Raw genomic sequence first — 19,172 nt, 5'->3', positions numbered from 1 at the left:
GAGTGTATTATGCAAACGGTCAAATTAAACAATGGGGTTGAAATGCCATTGTTAGGCTTCGGTGTCTTTCAGATGACAGATGCGGACGAGTGTGAACGCGCTGTTATTGACGCGCTTGAAACCGGTTATCGTTTAATAGATACCGCTGCATCCTATCAAAATGAAACTCAAGTCGGGAATGCATTAAAACAGAGCCAAATAGCACGAGAAGATTTATTTATTACGACGAAGTTGTGGCTACAGGATACCAGCTACGAAGGGGCAAAAGCGCAATTTCAACGTTCATTAAGTCGCCTGCAACTCGACTATGTTGATCTTTACCTTATCCACCAACCTTATGGCGATGTCCACGGTGCATGGCGTGCAATGGAAGAACTTTATCAAGCTGGAAAAATTCGGGCAATTGGTGTCAGCAATTTTCATCCAGACAGATTAGCTGACCTTATTGCATTTAATAAAGTTATTCCTGCGGTCAATCAAGTTGAAGTTAACCCATTTAATCAGCAACTACATGCAGTGCCATGGATGCAGAATAAAAATATCCAACCAGAGGCTTGGGCGCCTTTTGCTGAAGGTAGAAATGGATTATTTCAGCATCCTCAACTCATCGCTATCGGTGAAAAATACGGCAAAAGTGTTGGGCAAGTTGTTCTGCGCTGGTTATTTCAACGAGGCATTGTGTCACTGGCTAAATCAGTTCGTAAAACCAGAATGGTAAAAAATATAAACATTCTCGATTTCACTCTAACCGATAATGAAATGACACAAATCGCAGCAATGGATACGGCAACAAGTGCATTTTTCTCACACCGCGACCCTGCAATGGTTGAATGGCTCGCTGGCCGCAAACTAGATGTTTAGTTATGCAAACAATCTAATTAATGATCAGGACATAAATCATGAAAAAACGTTTTCTCGGTAATTCTAAACTTGAAGTTTCTGCGCTTGGATTAGGTTGTATGGGGCTAAGTCACGGTTATGGTCCAGCCACAGATAAACGTCAAGCCATTGAATTGTTGCGTACAGCCGTCGAACGAGGGGTCACTTTTTTTGATACCGCAGAAGTCTATGGGCCATTCTTGAATGAGGAAGTGGTTGGCGAAGCATTAAAACCCTTTCGAGATAGCGTGGTTATTGCAACAAAATTTGGTTTCAATTGCAGTAATGAAAACAAACACCAGCTTTTAAATAGCCGCCCAGAGCATATTCGTGAAGCTGTCGAAGGTTCATTACGTCGGCTCAAAACTGACGTTATTGACCTTCTATATCAACACCGTGTTGACCCAGATGTACCGATTGAAGATGTTGCAGGCACAATAAAAGATTTGATTGCGGAAGGTAAGGTAAAGCACTTTGGCCTCTCTGAAGCCAGCGCTCAAACAATTCGCCGGGCACATGCCATTCAGCCTGTCACCGCACTGCAAAGCGAGTATTCACTTTGGTGGCGTGAACCTGAAGATGAAATATTACCTGTGCTTGAAGAATTAGGCATTGGATTTGTGCCCTTTAGCCCATTAGGAAAAGGTTTTTTAACTGGGGCAATTAATGCGAATACCACATTTAAAGATGATGACTTTCGTAGCAAAGTCCCACGTTTCAATACAGAAGCGTTAGAGGCGAATGCACAACTGGTTACTTTGTTAGCTGACCTCGCTAGCCAGAAAGGCGTGACTTCAGCACAAATTGCACTGGCTTGGTTATTGGCACAAAAACCGTGGATTGTTCCTATTCCGGGCACAACTAAACTGCATCGTTTAGAGGAAAATTCAAATGCTGTCGATGTCATACTCACGAATAACGATTTGCAAAAAATTGCCCATGCGCTGGAAACAGTTAAAATTGTTGGAGAACGCTATCCTGCTGCATTGCAAGCACTAATTAATCGATAAACTTATCTTAGGCTGGTAGATATCAATACATTTATCTCACACTACCAGCCTCTATTTCTCACTGTAACGCAGTGCATCAATCAATAATGCAAACGCTGGAGGGTGCTGTTTTCGACTTGGGTAATAAAGATAATAGCCTGAAAAAGCCGGGCACCAATCACTTAAAATTTGGACCAGCTTTCCTGATTTAACGGGCTCTTGAATGGTATCCTCGGGGACGCAAGCAATACCAAACCCAGACAGCGCCGCGTCAATTCGTTCAGATAATAGATTAAAGGTGAGTTGCCCTTCCACTCTAACTCGTAACGATTTACTTTCTTTCTCAAACTCCCAATGATACAATCCCCCCGCAGTAGGCAGTCGCATATTGATACAACGATGATGCTGTAAATCATGAGGTGTTCGTGGTATACCTTGAGTTTCGAAATAACTCGGTGAACCAACAATCGCTAATCGCATATCAGGGCCAATCTTAACGGCGACCATGTCCTTATCAACACTTTCCCCTAAACGTATCCCCGCATCAAAGCCTTCATCGACAATATTAACAAACCCATTATCAACCACCAATTCGACATTAATATCTGGGTATGCACGTAGAAACGGTTTGAGTTTGGGCCAAAGAAGACTGCGTGCTGCATGCTCCCCTGTTGAAAGGCGAATATTGCCAGATGCCGCACCATTAAGCTGAATGATTGCCTCTAACTCGTGATTAAGTTCAGCCAGTCGAGGTTCAAGACAAGCAATAATCTTTTCCCCCATTTCAGTTGCCGCGACACTGCGTGTGGTGCGTGTTAAGAGCCGTGCATTTAAACGTTCTTCCAATGCTTTGACTGCATGGCTCAAAGCGGATTGAGAAACGCCCAATTTAGCCGCAGCTTTAGTAAAGCTTTTCTCCCTCGCAACAGCAAAAAAAATTTGTAATTCATTAAAGTTATCTTTGAGCACAATGTATTCCTTTTTGTATCTTTACGCTTTGTGTCCTTTCTAACTAACTATTTCACCATGATGTAAATATACATTATGGTAAATATTATTTTTATGTTCATAACCTATTTTTACAGATAAGTCTTTCGTATCTGCATTATTAATTTGCGATGTTTATGAAAAAATACTTATAACCTAATGGAGTTTTTAACTTACGTGACGATACACTAAGGCTCAATCCATGAATAATGAATTATGTCTGCTTCTGGCACAGAGCCGCCTGTCAGGTTAGATTTAGCTCTGCGCCATAACTGTGTCAGATTAAATCTGAGCTAATATATTTTACTTTACCATCATTCTCCTAATACCCTTTTTGGCAGAGTGTAGTATATAGCCCATCACTCGTGGGCTTACGGTGCTATGACAAATAAAGCTTATAATTTAAATATATATTTGAAATAAGAAAATATAGCCATCTTTACATCTAAAGATAAAGATGGCTATTTATCACTTAAAATTCACACTCACCACATTCCCTACCCCACACTCCAACTCATCAATATAGTCCGCATACCACTGGATCATCTCTCTTCTGTTTTCAAGGTACTGAGCATGGTTATACGTACCACGGATCGTATTCTTATCAACGTGAGCAAGTTGAAGCTCAATCCATGCCGTATTGAACCCCTTCTCATGCAAGATAGTGCTCATTGTGTGCCTAAAGCCATGTCCAGTCGCTTTTCCATGATAACCAATACGTTTAAGAACCTGATTAACACTTGCTTCGCTCATAGGCTTGGTAATGTCATTTCTACCGGGGAATACTAGTTTATAACGTCCGGTAATAGCTTGAACTTCACGTAATGCCGTGATGACTTGAGTCGATAATGGAACAAGATGGGGGCGGCGCATTTTCATTCTTTCTTTGGGGATCTCCCAAATACAACGTTCGAAATCAAATTCACCCCATTCGGCTAAACGTAGCTCAATAGTTCTCACGCCTGTTAACATCAGGATTTTAGTTGCTAACCGAGTAATTGGGCTACCTGAATAATGATTTAATGCATTAAGAAATTCAGGTAATTCATTAGCAAGTAAATGTGGATAATGTTGTGCTTTGGGAGGTGTTAATGCGCTAGCGAGCTCAGAGGCTGGGTTGTATTCTGCTTTGCCTGTCACAATAGCGTATCTGAAGACTTGGTTACACGCTTGACGGATCTTACGTAACTTATCCAGCACTCCCCTCTTTTCTAGTTTACGCAGCGTACTGAGTACTTCTAGTGGCTTGATTTCAGCAATTGGCCTTTTCCCTAGATCAGGAAAGATGTCATTTTCAAATGACTCCATTAAATCGTCAGCATAACCTTTCGACCAGTTTGACTTTTTATATTCGTGCCATTCGAGGGTTACGGCTTGAAATGTATTATTAACCGCTGATTTGCGTTCTATCTTTTCAAGCTTTTTCTGTTCTGAAGGATCAATGTTGTTAGCTATTTGACGTTTTGCTTCATCTCGACGCTGCCTTGCATCAGCTAAGGAAATTTCAGGATAAACGCCAAGCGCTAATGTTTTTTGTTTTCCGTCGAATCGATATTGTAACCGCCAGTATTTAGAACCATTAGAATGCACGTAAAGGTGCATCCCTTCACCGTCAGTGAGTTTGTATCCTTTATCGGCAGGCTTTGCCGTTCTTACCTTCACATCTGTTAGTGCCATATAGGAACTCCCATGAGTTTGTGTTGGTATAAGAATTCATTGAACCTGTATGTACCAACGCATATACCAACAAATATTACTTGATGTAGGTTGATATAGGTAGACGTCAGTTGAACGAAGAAAGGTTAAAATCAGCTAATTTACTGAATTTTAGGCATAAAAAAAGACATCTATTGATGTCCATTGACTTCGAAATGGTACGCCCTACAGGATTCGAACCTGTGACCTACGGCTTAGAAGGCCGTTGCTCTATCCAACTGAGCTAAGGGCGCATTGTGTGCGCAGACAGCCTATCTGGCTGATGGCGTTGAATTATACGGTTGCTGAGCGCCGAGTCAATGGCTTTTCACTACTTAAATAACGATATGCTTACTTTATCTATCAGATAGACCTGACATTGCTAGCAAGTTCTGACAAAATAGAGGCATCCCCCGTGTCTCATATATGGATTAAGTTACAGATGTTAGCAAAAATTATTGATGGGAAAACGATTGCGCAAGCAATTAGACAGGAAGTTGCTCAAAAAGTACAAACTCGTATTGCCAATGGTAAACGAGCTCCCGGGCTTGCCGTTATTCTCGTAGGCGCTAACCCCGCTTCTCAAATTTATGTTGGCAGTAAGCGACGTGCTTGCGAAGAAGTTGGCTTTATTTCTCGCTCCTATGATTTACCAGACACGACGACTGAAGCTGAACTGCTCAAACTGATTGATGACCTTAACCAAGATAATGAAATTGATGGCATCTTAGTTCAGTTACCATTACCTGCTGGCATTGATAACGTCAAAGTGATTGAACGCATTCATCCCGATAAAGACGTCGATGGTTTCCACCCTTATAACGTCGGTCGTTTATGCCAACGTGCGCCTCGCCTGCGTCCTTGCACCCCAAGAGGGATTGTTACCTTACTTGAGCGTTATGACATTAATACCTATGGTTTAAACGCCGTTATCATTGGCGCATCAAATATTGTTGGTCGTCCGATGAGCCTTGAATTATTATTAGCGGGCTGCACCACCACCGTTACTCATCGCTTTACCAAAGATCTCGAACAGCATGTCCGTAATGCGGATTTACTAGTCGTGGCTGTGGGTAAACCTAACTTTATTCCAGGCGAATGGATCAAACCGGGCGCTATCGTTATCGATGTCGGTATTAACCGCTTAGAAAATGGCAAAGTGACTGGAGATGTTGATTTCGATGAAGCGTCAAAACGCGCTGCATGGATCACGCCAGTTCCGGGCGGTGTTGGGCCAATGACCGTGGCTACACTGATTCAAAACACGCTACAGGCGTGCGAAGAGTACCACGATATTTAATGTAATTTGGAGTCACAATGGATATTTTTCATCTTGATGGTCATCCCCATATCGAGTTATGCGACCTGCTAAAAATTGAAGGTTGGGCAGAAAGTGGTGCGATGGCAAAATCAATGATTGCTGATGGCTTAGTGCAAGTTGATGGTGTTGTTGAAACACGCAAACGCTGCAAAATTGTCGCAGGCAAAGTCGTTTCTATGGGAAGCGAACAAATCAAGGTACAAGAGTAGTTCTCACTGCATCCTTGATAGAGGTAAGCTGAGCCCTATTCAGCTTACCTTTTGTTACTCAATCAAAAAGCCCACTTACCGATTGTTCTTGTTGGGGATAATGGCACATTTGTGAATTCTTGTAATTGCCGATATTGCGCTTCATTTTGGACCATATTCGGGCTTCCTGTCTCCCGCAATGCTAATACGATATTTTCCATCGATAGTTTATTTCCTGCCTTTCTCCACTGCATGCATGCCGCTAATACCCCTGTTCGACCAATGCCAGCTTTGCAATGAATAACGGGAAGCGGTTTATTTCTTCCTTCTATATCTACTCCTTGATTTTTATAGAGTTCAAATAAGCTACCTTCATTGATGACTCTAATAAGCTGGTTTAATTTAACTAACTCCTCCGTTGTTACCGTTCCCCCATCATTCCAATTAGTCACGTGGATCACAGGGATTGAATGCTTTTTATGACCATTAGAAATCTCCATTTTATATTGGCTAAATTCCAACGGGTTCGCCCCTGTGCTTGTTTTTTTAGGTTCTACTTTATAGTTCTTTTTTTCTTGTTCAAAAGTGACTTCAATGGCGCCATATTTTTGATTACTCATAAAGTAAGGTGGGAGCTTCTCTCCTTGCAAGATAGAATTATCAATCTCTTGTTTTGATGCTAAGACAACTAATATCGGAGTTTTGTTTGCTATAAGCATAGACAAATGATTTTCAATGGCTTGGTCATTATCTTTGGGGTATTGGCAGCGGATGGCTAAATTTTCTCCCCCCACTTGGAGCCGATTGGCAGCTAAGGTGACAAGAGATTTGCAAGAGTTTTGTATTGAAATTTGAGTCTGTTTTGCACTACCAATATTGGGATATCTCTGCCCCCTACTCTCTGTATCGTATTCAATGTTTTTCACCAGTAACTGTGTTTTTTCAGCCAATTTATCGAATGCCGTAGCTTTAGTAGCGACTCCTATATTTAGTTTTAGTTTTAGCTTTAACCTATTTCTTTTGACGGGTGTTGTTTCAGCCAAATGTGGGCTAAGTTCGGAGATATTTTGGATAGACTTAATACGTTCAGGGAGATGGCTTGTATTTGATGATACTGGAAATTCTGTCAATGGCGATACAGTTAGTCGATTAGTGTTTATTGGAAACATATTTATCCTTATCTATGTTTTCATTGTGAGTGAATTCACCGTTTTGGTGACCCAATGTTAAATTCCACTGTCTATATTTCACTGGGTAGTATCGACAACTGTCATCATCCTCGCTTGCAAATTTAGCCGCTGCAGCCATAAAAAAACCCACCAAAAATAGATCCTTTTTAGTGGGTTTTATTCTTATTTGTTAAGCTAGTTAAGCTAGTTAAGCTAGTTAAGCTAGTTAAGCTAAATTCTCTAAATTATTCGAATTGTAAGCAAACCGGTATTACGTGAAAAACGATAAAGGACAATATTCTAAATAGTTCGTGTTGTGGCTAGGCGGCTAGCAAGGATATCTCGGGGAGCATACATGAGTATGTGACCCGAGTAGCCGAGTGACGCCAACAACGCCACAGCGCGAAATATGGCGAATATTATTTGCGACGCCATGTCGTACCGGCAGACGAATCCTCCAACACAACCCCCATCGCCGCTAACGCATCACGTGCCTGATCCGCCAGAGCCCAATCCTTACTTTGACGCGCATCATTACGCTGTTTAATCAACCCTTCGATTTTCGCGACTTCCGCATCATCTTCGCCTTGTGCTCCAGCTTGCAGGAAAGTTTCAGGATCTTGCTCTAACAGTCCCAGCACTTTTGCCAGTTCACGTAATTGAGCCGCTATGCCGTTCGCTGCATCCATATTTTCAGTTTTCAGGCGGTTTAATTCACGCGCCATATCAAACAACGCAGAATAAGCTTCTGGTGTATTGAAGTCGTCATTCATCGCTTCACAGAAACGATTCTTATACTCTTCGCCGCCTGCTGGTACAGCCGATTTATCCGTGCCGCGCAGCGCTGTATATAAGCGTTCTAACGCGGTACGCGCTTGCTTTAAGTTCTCTTCGGTATAGTTCAATTGGCTACGATAGTGACCTGAAAGCAGGAAGTAGCGTACAGTTTCCGCATCGTAGTACTCTAATACATCACGGATGGTAAAGAAGTTGTTGAGAGATTTAGACATTTTTTCTCTATCAACCATCACCATACCGGAATGCATCCAGTAATTAACATAGGGGCCATCATGGGCGCAGGTAGATTGCGCAATTTCATTTTCATGATGCGGGAACATTAAGTCAGAGCCGCCGCCATGAATATCAAAATGGTTGCCTAACTCTTTACTGTTCATTGCCGAACATTCGATATGCCAACCTGGGCGACCTAATCCCCACGGAGATTCCCAGCTTGGTTCACCCTCTTTGGACATTTTCCATAAAACGAAGTCCATTGGATTACGTTTTACATCAGCCACTTCAACACGGGCACCCGCTTGAAGTTGGTCTAAGTCTTGGCGAGATAATAAGCCGTAGTTTGGATCAGTTTTGACTTCAAACATCACATCGCCATTATCAGCAACATAAGCATGACCGCGCTCAATCAAGCTTTCAGTTAGCTCAATGATTTCATGAATATGGCGAGTGGCACGCGGTTCGCTGTCTGGACGTAGGATATTTAATGCATCAAAATCTTTATGCATTTCCGCTAACATGCGCGTAGTTAATTCTTCCACGCTTTCATTATTTTCAGCGGCACGTTTAATGATTTTGTCATCAATATCTGTCACGTTACGCACATAATTCAGGTCATAGCCTAAATAGCGTAAATAGCGGCTAATTGCATCGAAAGCCACAAAGGTACGACCGTGACCAATATGACACAAATCGTAAATGGTGATGCCACACACGTACATCCCAATCTTTCCAGCATGGATGGGTTTAAATTCTTCTTTTTGACGACTCAGTGTATTGAAAATCTGCAGCATCTTTTTATTTCCATTTTATTAGTACGTGTATATTTATCATACATCAGATTATCGCGATGTTGAGGATAAAATATCCAGATTCAACCTTACGAAAATAGCACGGTATTGAATCGCGATCACCCGAAGAAAGCAAGGTTAGCGCCTGACTTTATCGCCTGATTTATTAGGTCACTGTTATGGGATAACCTATTTTGCAAACACACTGTCGCTTCAAGTCAGGTTTTATCTGTGATATAAACTTGCTGATCTCAACGCTTTCGCAAGTTAGCGCATAAAAAACAATTATTCAGGATAGCTATTATGGTTACATTTCATACCAATCACGGTGACATCGTTATCAAAACTTTCGCAGACAAAGCACCTGTTACTGTCGAAAACTTTTTAACTTACTGCCGCGAAGGTTTCTACAATAATACCATTTTCCACCGTGTTATTAACGGCTTCATGATCCAAGGCGGTGGTTTTGAGCCAGGCATGAACCAAAAAGACACTAAAGCGCCTATCAAAAACGAAGCTAATAACGGACTGAAAAACAGCCGCGGTACATTAGCAATGGCTCGTACTAACGATCCACACTCAGCAACAGCACAATTCTTTATCAACGTCGCTGACAATGACTTCTTAAACTTCCGTTCAGAGCGCCCAGATGGTTGGGGTTACTGCGTATTTGCTGAAGTGGTTGAAGGTATGGACGTTGTTGACAAAATCAAAGGCGTTTCTACTGGTCGCAGTGGCTTCCACCAAGACGTACCTCGCGAAGATGTTGTGATTGAAAAAGTGACTGTCAGCGAGTAATCCCTGAATTTATGTCCACTTATATCATTGCAGATTTGCATTTAAGTGAAGATGAACCGGCGATCACCGCCGGTTTTCTTACATTTATTGAACAGCAAGCCATCCACGCCGACAGCCTGTATATTCTCGGTGACTTTTTCAATTATTGGATTGGCGACGATGATAATACCCTCTTGCATCAGCAAGTGGCTCAGGCTCTAAAACAGCTGAGTGAACGCGGTATCCCTTGCTATTTCATTCATGGCAATCGCGATTTTTTATTGGGTCAACGTTATGCAAAACAGTGCGGCATGACCATTTTGCCCCAAGAAACCCTACTTGAACTATATGATAAGCGTATTTTAATTATGCACGGTGATACCTTATGCACCGACGATGCTGCTTATCAGAACTACCGTAAAAAGGTCCATACTCCTTGGATCCAACGGGTATTTTTACTGCTACCCCTCTTTATTCGCCGCCGCATCGCACAAAAAATGCGTCGCAATAGCCAATATGCCAGCAGTATGAAATCCGAAGCCATTATGGACGTCAATTCCGACGCGGTAGTTGATGCCTTAAACCGCCATCAAGCACAATGGATGATCCACGGACACACGCATCGCCCTGCTATCCACGAGATTAATCTCGGTGGTCAACTTCATTTTCGTGGCGTTTTAGGCGCATGGCACAGCGAAGGCTCAGCCTTTGTGATCAACGAAAACGGCGTTGAGCTTATTTTCTTTCCTTTTTAACATTCCTATCTTGATAAAGACACGCAGATAAATTGTTGGTCGTCAGTATGACTGTTTGCTTATTTTATAATCACGCAAACGTTTTCCTTACCTAATTACCGTGATATGATCGGGGCAATTCACATTCCCACCCTTAGGGTGATATTTTTCAATACAGGGATCACACCAAATGACTGCCCAAGTTCCTGCTCAATCTGCGGCAAAAATCGCCATTGTTATGGGTTCTAAAAGTGATTGGACAACCATGCAGCATGCCGCTGACGTGCTGACCGAACTGCAACTGCCTTTCCATGTTGAGATTGTTTCCGCACATCGCACGCCAGACAAACTATTTTCCTTTGCTGAAAATGCTAAACAAAATGGTTTTGATGTGATTATCGCTGGTGCCGGTGGTGCCGCCCATTTACCTGGAATGTTAGCCGCAAAAACGCTGGTTCCCGTCCTTGGTGTCCCTGTACAGAGCGCTGCATTAAGTGGTGTCGATAGCCTGTATTCTATCGTTCAGATGCCAAAAGGCATTCCTGTTGGCACACTTGCCATTGGGAAAGCGGGCTCAGCTAACGCCGCATTGCTAGCAGCACAAATTTTAGCCAATCATGACAGCGAGCTATTCAATCGCTTATCCACATGGCGTGAAGCACAAACCAACGACGTATTAAATAACCCAGATCCGAGGGAAGCGTAATGAAACCGGTTTGTGTCCTTGGTAACGGTCAATTAGGTCGCATGCTGCGCCAAGCAGGTGAACCGCTGGGCATTTCTGTTTTTCCTGTTGGATTAGATGCAGAGCCTGAAGCCGTTCCTTATCAGCAAAGTGTGATCACCGCTGAAATTGAACGTTGGCCTGAAACCCCATTAACCAAAGAGTTAGCGCGTCATAATGCGTTTATTAACCGTGATATTTTTCCACGTTTAGCTGACCGCTTCCCACAAAAAAGCCTGTTCGACTCATTAAATTTATCGACGGCACCTTGGGCGCGATTAGAATCGCCAGACCAGTGGCCAGAATTGTTCGCCACTCTTGGTGATTTTTTAATCGTCAAGCGTAGAACTGGTGGCTACGACGGTCGTGGTCAATGGCGTGTTCGCCCTGGTGATGAACAAGCACTCCCTGCGGAAATTTACGGTGAATGCATCGTCGAGCAAGGGATCCCATTTGATGCTGAAGTCTCCGTAATTGGCGCCCGTAGCCAATCCGGTGAATCAGTGTTCTACCCAATCACCCATAATCTTCACCAAGAAGGGATTTTACGCACCAGTGTGGCTTTTCCTGATGCAAACTCTGTCCAGCAACAACAAGCACAGACGATGCTCAGTGCCGTGATGGATGAGTTAGGCTATATCGGTGTGATGGCAATGGAGTGTTTTGTGGTTGGTGATAAACTGCTGATCAACGAAATCGCCCCTCGCGTTCATAATAGTGGGCATTGGACTCAAAACGGTGCTTCCATTAGCCAATTTGAGCTTCATTTACGCGCGATTTTAAATTTACCGATGCCGACACCAGAAGTTTTCAGCCCTGCGGTGATGGTCAATTTAATTGGCACTGATGTTAACCAAGAATGGTTAAATCTGCCTTTAGTCCATTTACATTGGTATGAGAAAGAAGTGCGCCCAGCACGTAAAGTGGGTCACTTAAATCTGACTCATAGCGATGTTCATCAACTCGAAAATACCCTCGATAGTTTGATCCCAATGCTGCCAAATGAGTATAAAAGTGGCATTGAGTGGGCAAAAACAAAATTAGGCTGGTACTCTCGCCAAAAATAGGGAAAATAGCGCTATTCGTGCCTGAGAGTGATATTTCGGGCATTGTGCTATTTTTGCCCTACTTTTATAGTGATTACTTGTGAGTGATGACTAACTCACTAGGGCGCCACTGGAGTGCATATGCCAGAAACACAAGCCTCACCGTTTAGTCCGTTATACCAATGGTCAATTCTTATTCTCCTCGGACTGGTTTATTTCCTTGCTACCGCCACCACATTTACCTCATTAGGCGTAGTATTACCGAGCATGATCGGCGAATTAAAATGGAGTTGGACTGAGGCAGGCTTTGGTTTTACTTTACTTGGTTTAACCTGCGGTTTAGCGAGCTTTTTACCCTCATTGCTGATACGTAAAGTCGGTGTTCGTCTCACGCTACTTTTAGGCATGCTCGTGTTCTGCTCTGGCTTTTATAGCCTCTACTCCACCGAAGCTATCAGCACCTATTTCTTAGGTACCGCTTTGATTGGTATTGGGTTTACGCTATTAGCGACCGTTCCGGGTACCTATGTACTTTCTCGCCTATTTGAAAAACAATCTCTGGCATTTGGATTGTATTTCACGATTGGTGGATTGGGTGGCGTTGCAGGTCCTTGGATTTACTTCTACGCATCGAATCAATTAGGCTCTTGGCGAATGCACTGGGTATTATGTGCAGTTTATCTTAGCATTGTCACAATCATCACTATCTTGGCATTACGTGAAGGGAAAAAAGAACAAGATCACGCCAAAAAAGTAATGCAAAAACAAGTTAGTCATGCGAATAAGCCTATTTATCGTACCGCTGAAGTTTGGACAGTTCGCCGCGCATTACGCACTTGGCAGTTCTATTTAATTGCTGCGACTTATACCTCTTTTTTATGGTGCGGTATTACAGTAAACAGTTTTGCAGTGGCGCACATTGAAGAGCGTGGATTTGGTATGACCATCGCGGTTTCTCTGCTAAGTACCATGGCGTTTGTAAATGCATTTTCGCGCTTCTTAGGCGGCGCGGCGGGTGAATGGTTGGAGCCGAAACGTTTACTGATTGGTAGCCTAATTATTATGGTGCTTGGCGTAGTGGCACTGAGTATCTCCACATCATGGTTCTGGCTGATTTTGTTCGTGATTTGCGTGGGTGTTGGCTACGGTATGACCTTCTTAGCGTCCAGTGTTTTACTGTCCAATTATTTTGGTCGCGGACCTTATTTAGAGTTGTTCTCCGTCGTCAATTTAATCTCAACCATTGCCTGTTTAGCGCCATTTATCGCAGGTGCAATTAAGGATATTACAGGCAGTTTTACCCCTGCATTTTTAACCATCGCAGCTCCTGTTATCGTGATCCTATTCTTTACTTTAATGATGAAGCCCCCTGCTTTAGAAGTAAAAAAAGATTAACCCCTAAAAAGAAAAACGCTCGGGGATAACCCGAGCAAATATCAAACCAAGGGAAAAACAAGGATCCATTTACACGTTCTACTTCTTACCGGTATAACTGATTACGCATTACTTCAATAATTCCGGTACTCTCAGCAAGATAAATTCATTATCATCCGCTTGATTAGGTTCACGACTGGAAGAGAATGGGTAGTTATTATCGTTACCGACAATAATATGTTCATTATCCACCACATCCACGTTTTCAATCGTAAAGAATGGGAAGGTAAATACCCCATCATTTAGAGGTTTTCTGGCTAGCTTGTTAGGGTCTTGGATGTTCATTAAGTCAACATAGGCTTGTTTATCCACTGCATCACCTACATTTTTATCTGAAAATTCAATGCGATAAATACGTTTGAATTTTGCTAAGTTGCTAAAGCAGTTTTCTTTGTTTTTTTCGCCTTCAGCGCATGCTTTATCCGCGGTGCCTTCCCCATTATCACGTTCGATAATCAAACCGTGAGTGTCATCAATCAGGTTAAAATCACCGATGGCATTTTGATTATCTTCAAAAACATATAACCAACTGCGCCCAGTCCAATCTTGCTTTTTCACATCAAATTCAAGAATACGTGCCGCTTTTTTGCCGTTCACATTCTCATAGTCTTGTTTATCTTCTTGCCACAAAGCCCCTTCCAACATCGGATAAAGTTTGGAGCCATCCGGCGATGATGCCATTCCCTCAAAACCTTTTGAGCGATTGACTTGGAAAATCACTTTATCCGCAGGTTTACCCGGCGTTGTCAGTGTGTAGTGGTCAGGGGAAACGACTTTCTTACCTTCAACTTGTGTTTCAAATAGCGCCAACACCTTGCCATTTAAATCCATTTTGATGAGATAAGGCCCAAATTCATCACCCACCCATAAGGCACCATCGGCAAATTGAAAACTTTCTGGATCAAAGTCACTTCCCGTCAAATAACGCTTTTCACTGCTTTCGTTAATAATATGAAAAGGAATAATTTTGTTGGGATCGTGGAAGAAAATTGTTTTCAACGGGTTGGCTTTCCCCGTTTTAAAATCAATATCATACTGAGTTAAATACAGCATAGAGTCAGGGGAATTCATTTTATTCCCAAAACCGTTATCTGTGAGCACCCAGTAGGTACCATCAGCCATACGCTTGATACCTGAATGACCTTGTAACGGTTGCCCCTTGATTGGAACAAACTTACCTGTTGGGCGCCCATCGGATTTTCCCTCCACTTTATTCAGTGTATCAACGCGGGTTCCTGTAGTGTATTTGCCACTATGTTGCATATCCGAAGGTGCATTTTCCGGCGTTGGTACTGTCGCATCCACCGATAAAATGGCATGCCCAGCAAGTGTGGCTGGCACTTGTTTCTGTGAAATTTGTTGAGCAACCCCTGCGGTGCTAAATGAGAGTAAACCAATTAATAAAGAAAGGGATGTTAGTTTGAAAGTTATTGGTGTAAGGCGAACCATTGTTATTTTCCTATTTCATACCATCAATAATTGATGGCGGAATCATAACCGTGGCGAATGAAGGTTTTGTGAAGGATTAGAGACAGTTCGTTTAACCAATCACACTAACAAAATAATATTTATTTGATGTCGGATACATCAACTTAAAAAATCTATACAGCGAAGCTCAAGCATCCGATTTTCATTTTTAAGTAGAATAGCCACCTTCGTGACTATTCTACTTTTTATACATTTAACCGTTCGATAATCGACGATGCTGATTGCCAGTGCCGATTAACCTCAGCCCCAGCCAACTGCCACACACCGATAACAAGAACCCAGCACAGAGCGGCAATAACACCCACAGGCGCCATTCTGGCTGCCACGGGAAATCAAAGACCTTAGTTTGCAGTAACCATAGTGCCACTTCAGCTCCAAATGCCGCGGCAAGCCCTGCCATTCCGCCGAGTAAGGCAAATTCACTCCATAAAGTACGGCGCATCAGTTTTTTGCTCGCACCTAGGGTACGATACACCACCAACTCACGCTCTCGTTGGCTCATACCCACTTGAATCTGTGCGAGTAACAATAATACGCCACAGAAAATCACCAAAACCACCATCACTTCTAAAGCTTGGCTTACCTGCTGTAAAATCTGCTGAATTTGCGTGATGATAGCGCCCGTATCCAACACATTAATAGTTGGGTACTGATGACTCAGCTGTGTTAACAACTGCCCATCGCCATCATAATGGAAGCTACTCAACCATGTTTCTGGCATTGGCGATAATGTTTCTTCCGCAAAAATAAAGTAGAAATTTGGGCGCAAACTTTCCCAATCCACTTTACGAATACTGCTCACTTTAGCCGTGAAAATCTGCGAGCCAGCATTGAACGTCAATTTATCGCCGATTTTTAGTCCTAACTCTTTAACGACAGTTTGCTCAATGGAAACTTCCCCCGCTTTTGGTGGCCAGCTCCCTTGCTCTAACTCGTTTGCAGGCGGCAATGTTGATTGCCACGTTAAGCTTAGCTCTCGCCTAACCGTATTATTATTGGGATCGCGAGCATCCGCCCACTCAATCGCAGACTGGTCATTAATTTCCGATAAACGCGCTAACACAACTGGATTAAACTCCGTTGGTGTAACCTCGTACTGTTTCAACAGCTGCGTAACAGGATCAAGCTGAGACTGAGTCATATTAATCAGAAAATAATTCGGGCTATCCGCCGGTAGCTGCTGTTGCCAGCGATCTAAAAGATCCCCTCGAACCAAAATCAACAATGCCAATAACATAAATGACAATGAAAATGCGCTCATCTGGGTAATAGTTTGCAATGGCTGACGCAATAAGCGGCTCACTGATAAACGCAGACTGAGCTGGCGAAACTGTACTTTTCTCAGCAACCACAACCCTAGCCAACCAATCAACGCAAGGAGCACCGCAACCACAACAATTCCCAGCAAGATTGACCATAATAGTGGGTTTACCCCTGCAAACAGGAATAACCCGCCGACCACTATCAACGTAACCACAGGCAGATAATAATACAGTGGCCAAATTGGTGATTTGGCATCTTCCCGTAATACACGAGAAGGTTGAGTACCCATCAATTGATAATAAGGACGGATCCCCACAATAATCGCGATAATAAACAGCGTTGCCACCGCCCAGATCCACGGCCAAAAACTGGCGCTCGGCAAGGCTTTAGGTAACATTGCCGACAATATCTGCATTAAAATGCCTTCAAAAGCCAGCCCCAGCAAAGACCCTAATAATGCCGCTGCCACTAAAATCACTAACCACTGACCAATGATCCACTTACGTAATGCACCTCGGTCTGCCCCCAAGGTCTTCAATACCGCTATCAGTTGGTGACGGCTTCGACAATAATGAGTCATCGACACCACCACCGCAGCAATCGCCAATAACAGCGTTAGCAGCACCGATAGCAGCAAAAACTGCTGAGCGCGCTTAAAGGTTTTCCCGACCGCACCGCTGTCATCATCCAAGGTATACCAGCGCTGATCGCTACGTAACTGAGCATCATATTTCTCTTTAAATGCATCAATCCCTTGGCGAGAACCCGCAAACATATCGCGATACGTTAAACGGCTTCCCACTTGAATAGCCCCAGTTAATGGCGCATCTTCAATCGAGATCAACACCCTTGGCGCAATTTGAAAGGGGTTAAAACCACTATCAGGTTCCTGAATTAACGTCCCTGAAATCGTAAACGTCCCATCGCCGATATCAATCTGTTCGCCAACCTTTAAGTTCAGTAATTCCAATAATCTCGGGGCGACGAGAATATGCCCTTTAGTGGGTTTTAACCCCGCAGGCTCGGTCACTAAGTCACCGTATAGTGGATAACTCGCATCCGCCGCTTTCACTAACACTAACTGCGGGCGCCCTTCTTCATCAGCGGTAGAATACGCCATAGTTGAAAATGAAATTTGCTGGCTCAATGTCAGGCCTGCTTGCTGCGCTGCGGCAAGCCATGTTGGCTCACTCGGATGGGAAGAACGCAACACCAAATCTCCCGCGAGTAGCTCTTGGCTCTGATAGCTCATGCTATTTTCAATGCGATCGCTGATCCGCCCTAACGCCAGCACACAGGCGACTGCCAAGGTTAATGCTAACCACACAATCAACAGAGACGGCGTTTTCCATTCACGCCAAAACCAGCGCCAAATCATGACTCTTCCCTCAATTGCCCATCAACTAACCGTAATCGACGTTGGCAACGGGCGGCTAACTCATTGTCATGGGTAACCAAAATCAGCGTAGTACCGTGCTCTTTATTCATCGCAAATAACAAATCGGCGATTTTATCTCCCGTATGGCGGTCAAGATTTCCTGTAGGTTCATCAGCAAATAAGATTTGAGGCTGACCATTAAACGCCCGAGCCAATGCCACACGCTGCTGCTCACCGCCTGAAAGCTGAGCTGGCATATGTTTTAAGCGATTTCCTAACCCTAAATCCGTCAGTAAGCTCACCGCCTGCTGATGACTCTTGGTTTCGGATTCACCGCGCAGTAAAGAAGGCAATTGGACATTTTCAAGGGCGTTCAGCGTTGGAATTAACATAAAAGATTGGAAAACAAAGCCGACACTTTGCGCCCGTAATCGCGCCCGAGCTTCTTCGTCCATGGTCGTTAAGTCTTGATCAAGCAACTTCACGGTGCCGCTAGAGCCATCATCCAACCCAGCAATAATGCCTAATAAGGTGGACTTTCCTGAACCTGACTCACCAATTAAAGCAATTGTCTGGCCAGACTCGACAATTAGCTCGACTCCTTGCAATATAGTCAGTTCATGTTCACCTTGACCAACACGTTTAATGAGATGATGAACTTCAAGAATATTTTGCGCCGACATATATTGGTTTTTCTCCTGTTAGTTACCGCTAGTGGACAAACACTCGCTGCAACGAAACTATTGATCCTCGGCGATAGTCTTAGTGCAGGCTATCGAATACCCGCCGAGCAAGCTTGGGCAACATTACTTGCCGAACGTTGGCAAAAAAAGTCGCCACCGATTTTAGTTATTAATGGCAGTATTAGTGGAAATACCGCCTCTCAAGGGTTAGAACGTCTCCCCACTCTTCTAGCCCAGCACAAACCTGACTGGGTGCTGATTGAGCTGGGAGCTAATGATGGTTTGCAAGGGCTATCTGTTGAACAGTTAGGTATAACATTACAACAGATTATCGACCAAATAGAGCAAAATGGTGCTAAACCGCTCTTAATGCAAATTCGTATCCCGCCAAACTATGGTAAACGCTACACATCCAGCTTCGAAAAAGTGTACCCAACGCTGGCTGAAAAAAATAACCTTCCGCTGATCCCATTTTTTATGGAAAGCGTGATCACCAAACCGGAATGGATCCAACCTGATGGTATTCATCCCACTGAGCAAGCCCAGCCCACGATTGCAGATTTTATGGAAAAACAGCTATCACCCTATTTATTAACCAAATAATGTTATTAG

The 19,172-nt window shown here is 43.4% G+C and carries 17 protein-coding genes and 1 tRNA gene; 10 read left to right on the top strand and 8 right to left on the bottom strand.

What is annotated here, in order from left to right:
- The first annotated feature begins 9 nt into the window (after nt 1-9).
- Nucleotides 10-861 (top strand): aldo/keto reductase, encoded by an 852-nt coding sequence (locus GKR61_RS02905; RefSeq protein WP_154639534.1) that lies wholly within the window; start codon nt 10-12, stop codon nt 859-861.
- Between the two features lie 38 nt (nt 862-899).
- Complete coding sequence (locus tag GKR61_RS02900; RefSeq protein ID WP_004265011.1) at nt 900-1,889, top strand: aldo/keto reductase; 990 nt, start codon at nt 900-902, stop codon at nt 1,887-1,889.
- 51 nt (nt 1,890-1,940) lie between these two features.
- Here GKR61_RS02900 and GKR61_RS02895 read toward each other — a convergent pair whose 3' ends face one another.
- From GKR61_RS02895 to GKR61_RS02885, 3 genes are all read right to left on the bottom strand, one after another.
- A complete protein-coding gene (locus GKR61_RS02895; protein WP_336426599.1) occupies nt 1,941-2,837 on the bottom strand; it encodes a LysR family transcriptional regulator in 897 nt (298 codons plus the stop codon).
- A 486-nt stretch (nt 2,838-3,323) separates the two neighbouring features.
- Complete coding sequence (locus tag GKR61_RS02890) at nt 3,324-4,532, bottom strand: tyrosine-type recombinase/integrase (protein WP_154600091.1); 1,209 nt, start codon at nt 4,530-4,532, stop codon at nt 3,324-3,326.
- Between the two features lie 195 nt (nt 4,533-4,727).
- A tRNA-Arg gene (locus GKR61_RS02885) sits at nt 4,728-4,804 on the bottom strand.
- 188 nt (nt 4,805-4,992) lie between these two features.
- Here GKR61_RS02885 and folD point away from each other — a divergent pair.
- A complete protein-coding gene (gene folD, locus GKR61_RS02880; protein WP_036952132.1) occupies nt 4,993-5,850 on the top strand; it encodes a bifunctional methylenetetrahydrofolate dehydrogenase/methenyltetrahydrofolate cyclohydrolase FolD in 858 nt (285 codons plus the stop codon).
- 17 nt (nt 5,851-5,867) lie between these two features.
- Nucleotides 5,868-6,080 (top strand): ribosome-associated protein YbcJ, encoded by a 213-nt coding sequence (ybcJ, locus tag GKR61_RS02875; RefSeq protein ID WP_108478314.1) that lies wholly within the window; start codon nt 5,868-5,870, stop codon nt 6,078-6,080.
- Between the two features lie 62 nt (nt 6,081-6,142).
- Here ybcJ and GKR61_RS02870 read toward each other — a convergent pair whose 3' ends face one another.
- Complete coding sequence (locus GKR61_RS02870) at nt 6,143-7,228, bottom strand: protein-tyrosine phosphatase family protein (protein WP_154609473.1); 1,086 nt, start codon at nt 7,226-7,228, stop codon at nt 6,143-6,145.
- A 419-nt stretch (nt 7,229-7,647) separates the two neighbouring features.
- Complete coding sequence (cysS, locus tag GKR61_RS02865) at nt 7,648-9,036, bottom strand: cysteine--tRNA ligase (RefSeq protein WP_154600093.1); 1,389 nt, start codon at nt 9,034-9,036, stop codon at nt 7,648-7,650.
- Nucleotides 9,037-9,336: 300 nt separating this feature from the next.
- Here cysS and ppiB point away from each other — a divergent pair, with 300 nt between their 5' ends.
- The 5 genes from ppiB (at nt 9,337) to GKR61_RS02840 (ending at nt 13,709) form a co-directional block, all read left to right on the top strand.
- Nucleotides 9,337-9,831, top strand: a complete 495-nt coding sequence (gene ppiB, locus GKR61_RS02860) for a peptidylprolyl isomerase B (protein WP_006659258.1) — start codon at nt 9,337-9,339, stop codon at nt 9,829-9,831.
- A gap of 11 nt (nt 9,832-9,842) precedes the next feature.
- Nucleotides 9,843-10,565, top strand: a complete 723-nt coding sequence (gene lpxH / locus GKR61_RS02855) for a UDP-2,3-diacylglucosamine diphosphatase (RefSeq protein WP_036952138.1) — start codon at nt 9,843-9,845, stop codon at nt 10,563-10,565.
- Between the two features lie 169 nt (nt 10,566-10,734).
- Complete coding sequence (purE, locus tag GKR61_RS02850; protein WP_036952140.1) at nt 10,735-11,250, top strand: 5-(carboxyamino)imidazole ribonucleotide mutase; 516 nt, start codon at nt 10,735-10,737, stop codon at nt 11,248-11,250.
- A complete protein-coding gene (gene purK / locus GKR61_RS02845) occupies nt 11,250-12,335 on the top strand; it encodes a 5-(carboxyamino)imidazole ribonucleotide synthase (RefSeq protein WP_154639533.1) in 1,086 nt (361 codons plus the stop codon). The genes purE and purK overlap by 1 nt, the downstream gene beginning before the upstream one ends.
- Nucleotides 12,336-12,455: 120 nt before the next feature.
- On the top strand, nt 12,456-13,709 hold the full coding sequence (locus GKR61_RS02840; protein WP_036952144.1) for an MFS transporter: 1,254 nt from the start codon (nt 12,456-12,458) through the stop codon (nt 13,707-13,709).
- A 108-nt stretch (nt 13,710-13,817) separates the two neighbouring features.
- On the opposite strand, the gene GKR61_RS02835 is transcribed toward GKR61_RS02840, so the two are convergent.
- The 3 genes from GKR61_RS02835 to ybbA all read right to left on the bottom strand — a co-directional run bounded on the left by GKR61_RS02835 (nt 13,818) and on the right by ybbA (nt 18,560).
- Nucleotides 13,818-15,197 carry an esterase-like activity of phytase family protein gene (locus GKR61_RS02835; protein ID WP_154634145.1) on the bottom strand — a complete coding sequence of 460 codons (1,380 nt, stop codon included), beginning with the start codon at nt 15,195-15,197 and terminating at the stop codon, nt 13,818-13,820.
- 232 nt (nt 15,198-15,429) lie between these two features.
- Nucleotides 15,430-17,877: a putative ABC transporter permease subunit YbbP gene (ybbP, locus tag GKR61_RS02830; protein WP_036952146.1), complete on the bottom strand. Its 2,448-nt coding sequence runs from the start codon at nt 17,875-17,877 to the stop codon at nt 15,430-15,432.
- On the bottom strand, nt 17,874-18,560 hold the full coding sequence (ybbA, locus tag GKR61_RS02825) for a putative ABC transporter ATP-binding protein YbbA (protein ID WP_036952147.1): 687 nt from the start codon (nt 18,558-18,560) through the stop codon (nt 17,874-17,876). Before ybbA ends, ybbP begins: the two co-directional genes overlap by 4 nt.
- On the opposite strand from ybbA, the gene tesA reads away from it, so the two are divergent.
- Nucleotides 18,528-19,163, top strand: a complete 636-nt coding sequence (tesA, locus tag GKR61_RS02820; protein ID WP_036952149.1) for a multifunctional acyl-CoA thioesterase I/protease I/lysophospholipase L1 — start codon at nt 18,528-18,530, stop codon at nt 19,161-19,163. The two genes, ybbA and tesA, sit on opposite strands and share 33 nt — an antisense overlap.
- The last annotated feature ends 9 nt before the right edge of the window (nt 19,164-19,172 follow it).

Source organism: Providencia sp. wls1916, from assembly GCF_009706585.1.
Lineage (GTDB): Bacteria > Pseudomonadota > Gammaproteobacteria > Enterobacterales > Enterobacteriaceae > Providencia > Providencia lanzhouensis.
This window is presented reverse-complemented; position numbering and strand designations above follow the sequence as displayed.

Excerpts from the sequence above, each read along its gene's own strand:
- GKR61_RS02900 (WP_004265011.1), top strand. The coding sequence starts at position 900 with ATGAAAAAACGTTTTCTCGGTAATTCTAAACTTGAAGTTTCTGCGCTT.
- ppiB (WP_006659258.1), top strand. The coding sequence starts at position 9,337 with ATGGTTACATTTCATACCAATCACGGTGACATCGTTATCAAAACTTTC.
- GKR61_RS02835 (WP_154634145.1), bottom strand. The coding sequence starts at position 15,197 with ATGGTTCGCCTTACACCAATAACTTTCAAACTAACATCCCTTTCTTTA.
- GKR61_RS02890 (WP_154600091.1), bottom strand. The coding sequence starts at position 4,532 with ATGGCACTAACAGATGTGAAGGTAAGAACGGCAAAGCCTGCCGATAAA.
- ybbP (WP_036952146.1), bottom strand. The coding sequence starts at position 17,877 with ATGATTTGGCGCTGGTTTTGGCGTGAATGGAAAACGCCGTCTCTGTTG.
- ybbA (WP_036952147.1), bottom strand. The coding sequence starts at position 18,560 with ATGTCGGCGCAAAATATTCTTGAAGTTCATCATCTCATTAAACGTGTT.
- GKR61_RS02870 (WP_154609473.1), bottom strand. The coding sequence starts at position 7,228 with ATGTTTCCAATAAACACTAATCGACTAACTGTATCGCCATTGACAGAA.
- purK (WP_154639533.1), top strand. The coding sequence starts at position 11,250 with ATGAAACCGGTTTGTGTCCTTGGTAACGGTCAATTAGGTCGCATGCTG.
- ybcJ (WP_108478314.1), top strand. The coding sequence starts at position 5,868 with ATGGATATTTTTCATCTTGATGGTCATCCCCATATCGAGTTATGCGAC.
- purE (WP_036952140.1), top strand. The coding sequence starts at position 10,735 with ATGACTGCCCAAGTTCCTGCTCAATCTGCGGCAAAAATCGCCATTGTT.
- GKR61_RS02840 (WP_036952144.1), top strand. The coding sequence starts at position 12,456 with ATGCCAGAAACACAAGCCTCACCGTTTAGTCCGTTATACCAATGGTCA.
- lpxH (WP_036952138.1), top strand. The coding sequence starts at position 9,843 with ATGTCCACTTATATCATTGCAGATTTGCATTTAAGTGAAGATGAACCG.
- GKR61_RS02905 (WP_154639534.1), top strand. The coding sequence starts at position 10 with ATGCAAACGGTCAAATTAAACAATGGGGTTGAAATGCCATTGTTAGGC.
- tesA (WP_036952149.1), top strand. The coding sequence starts at position 18,528 with ATGATGAACTTCAAGAATATTTTGCGCCGACATATATTGGTTTTTCTC.
- cysS (WP_154600093.1), bottom strand. The coding sequence starts at position 9,036 with ATGCTGCAGATTTTCAATACACTGAGTCGTCAAAAAGAAGAATTTAAA.
- folD (WP_036952132.1), top strand. The coding sequence starts at position 4,993 with ATGTTAGCAAAAATTATTGATGGGAAAACGATTGCGCAAGCAATTAGA.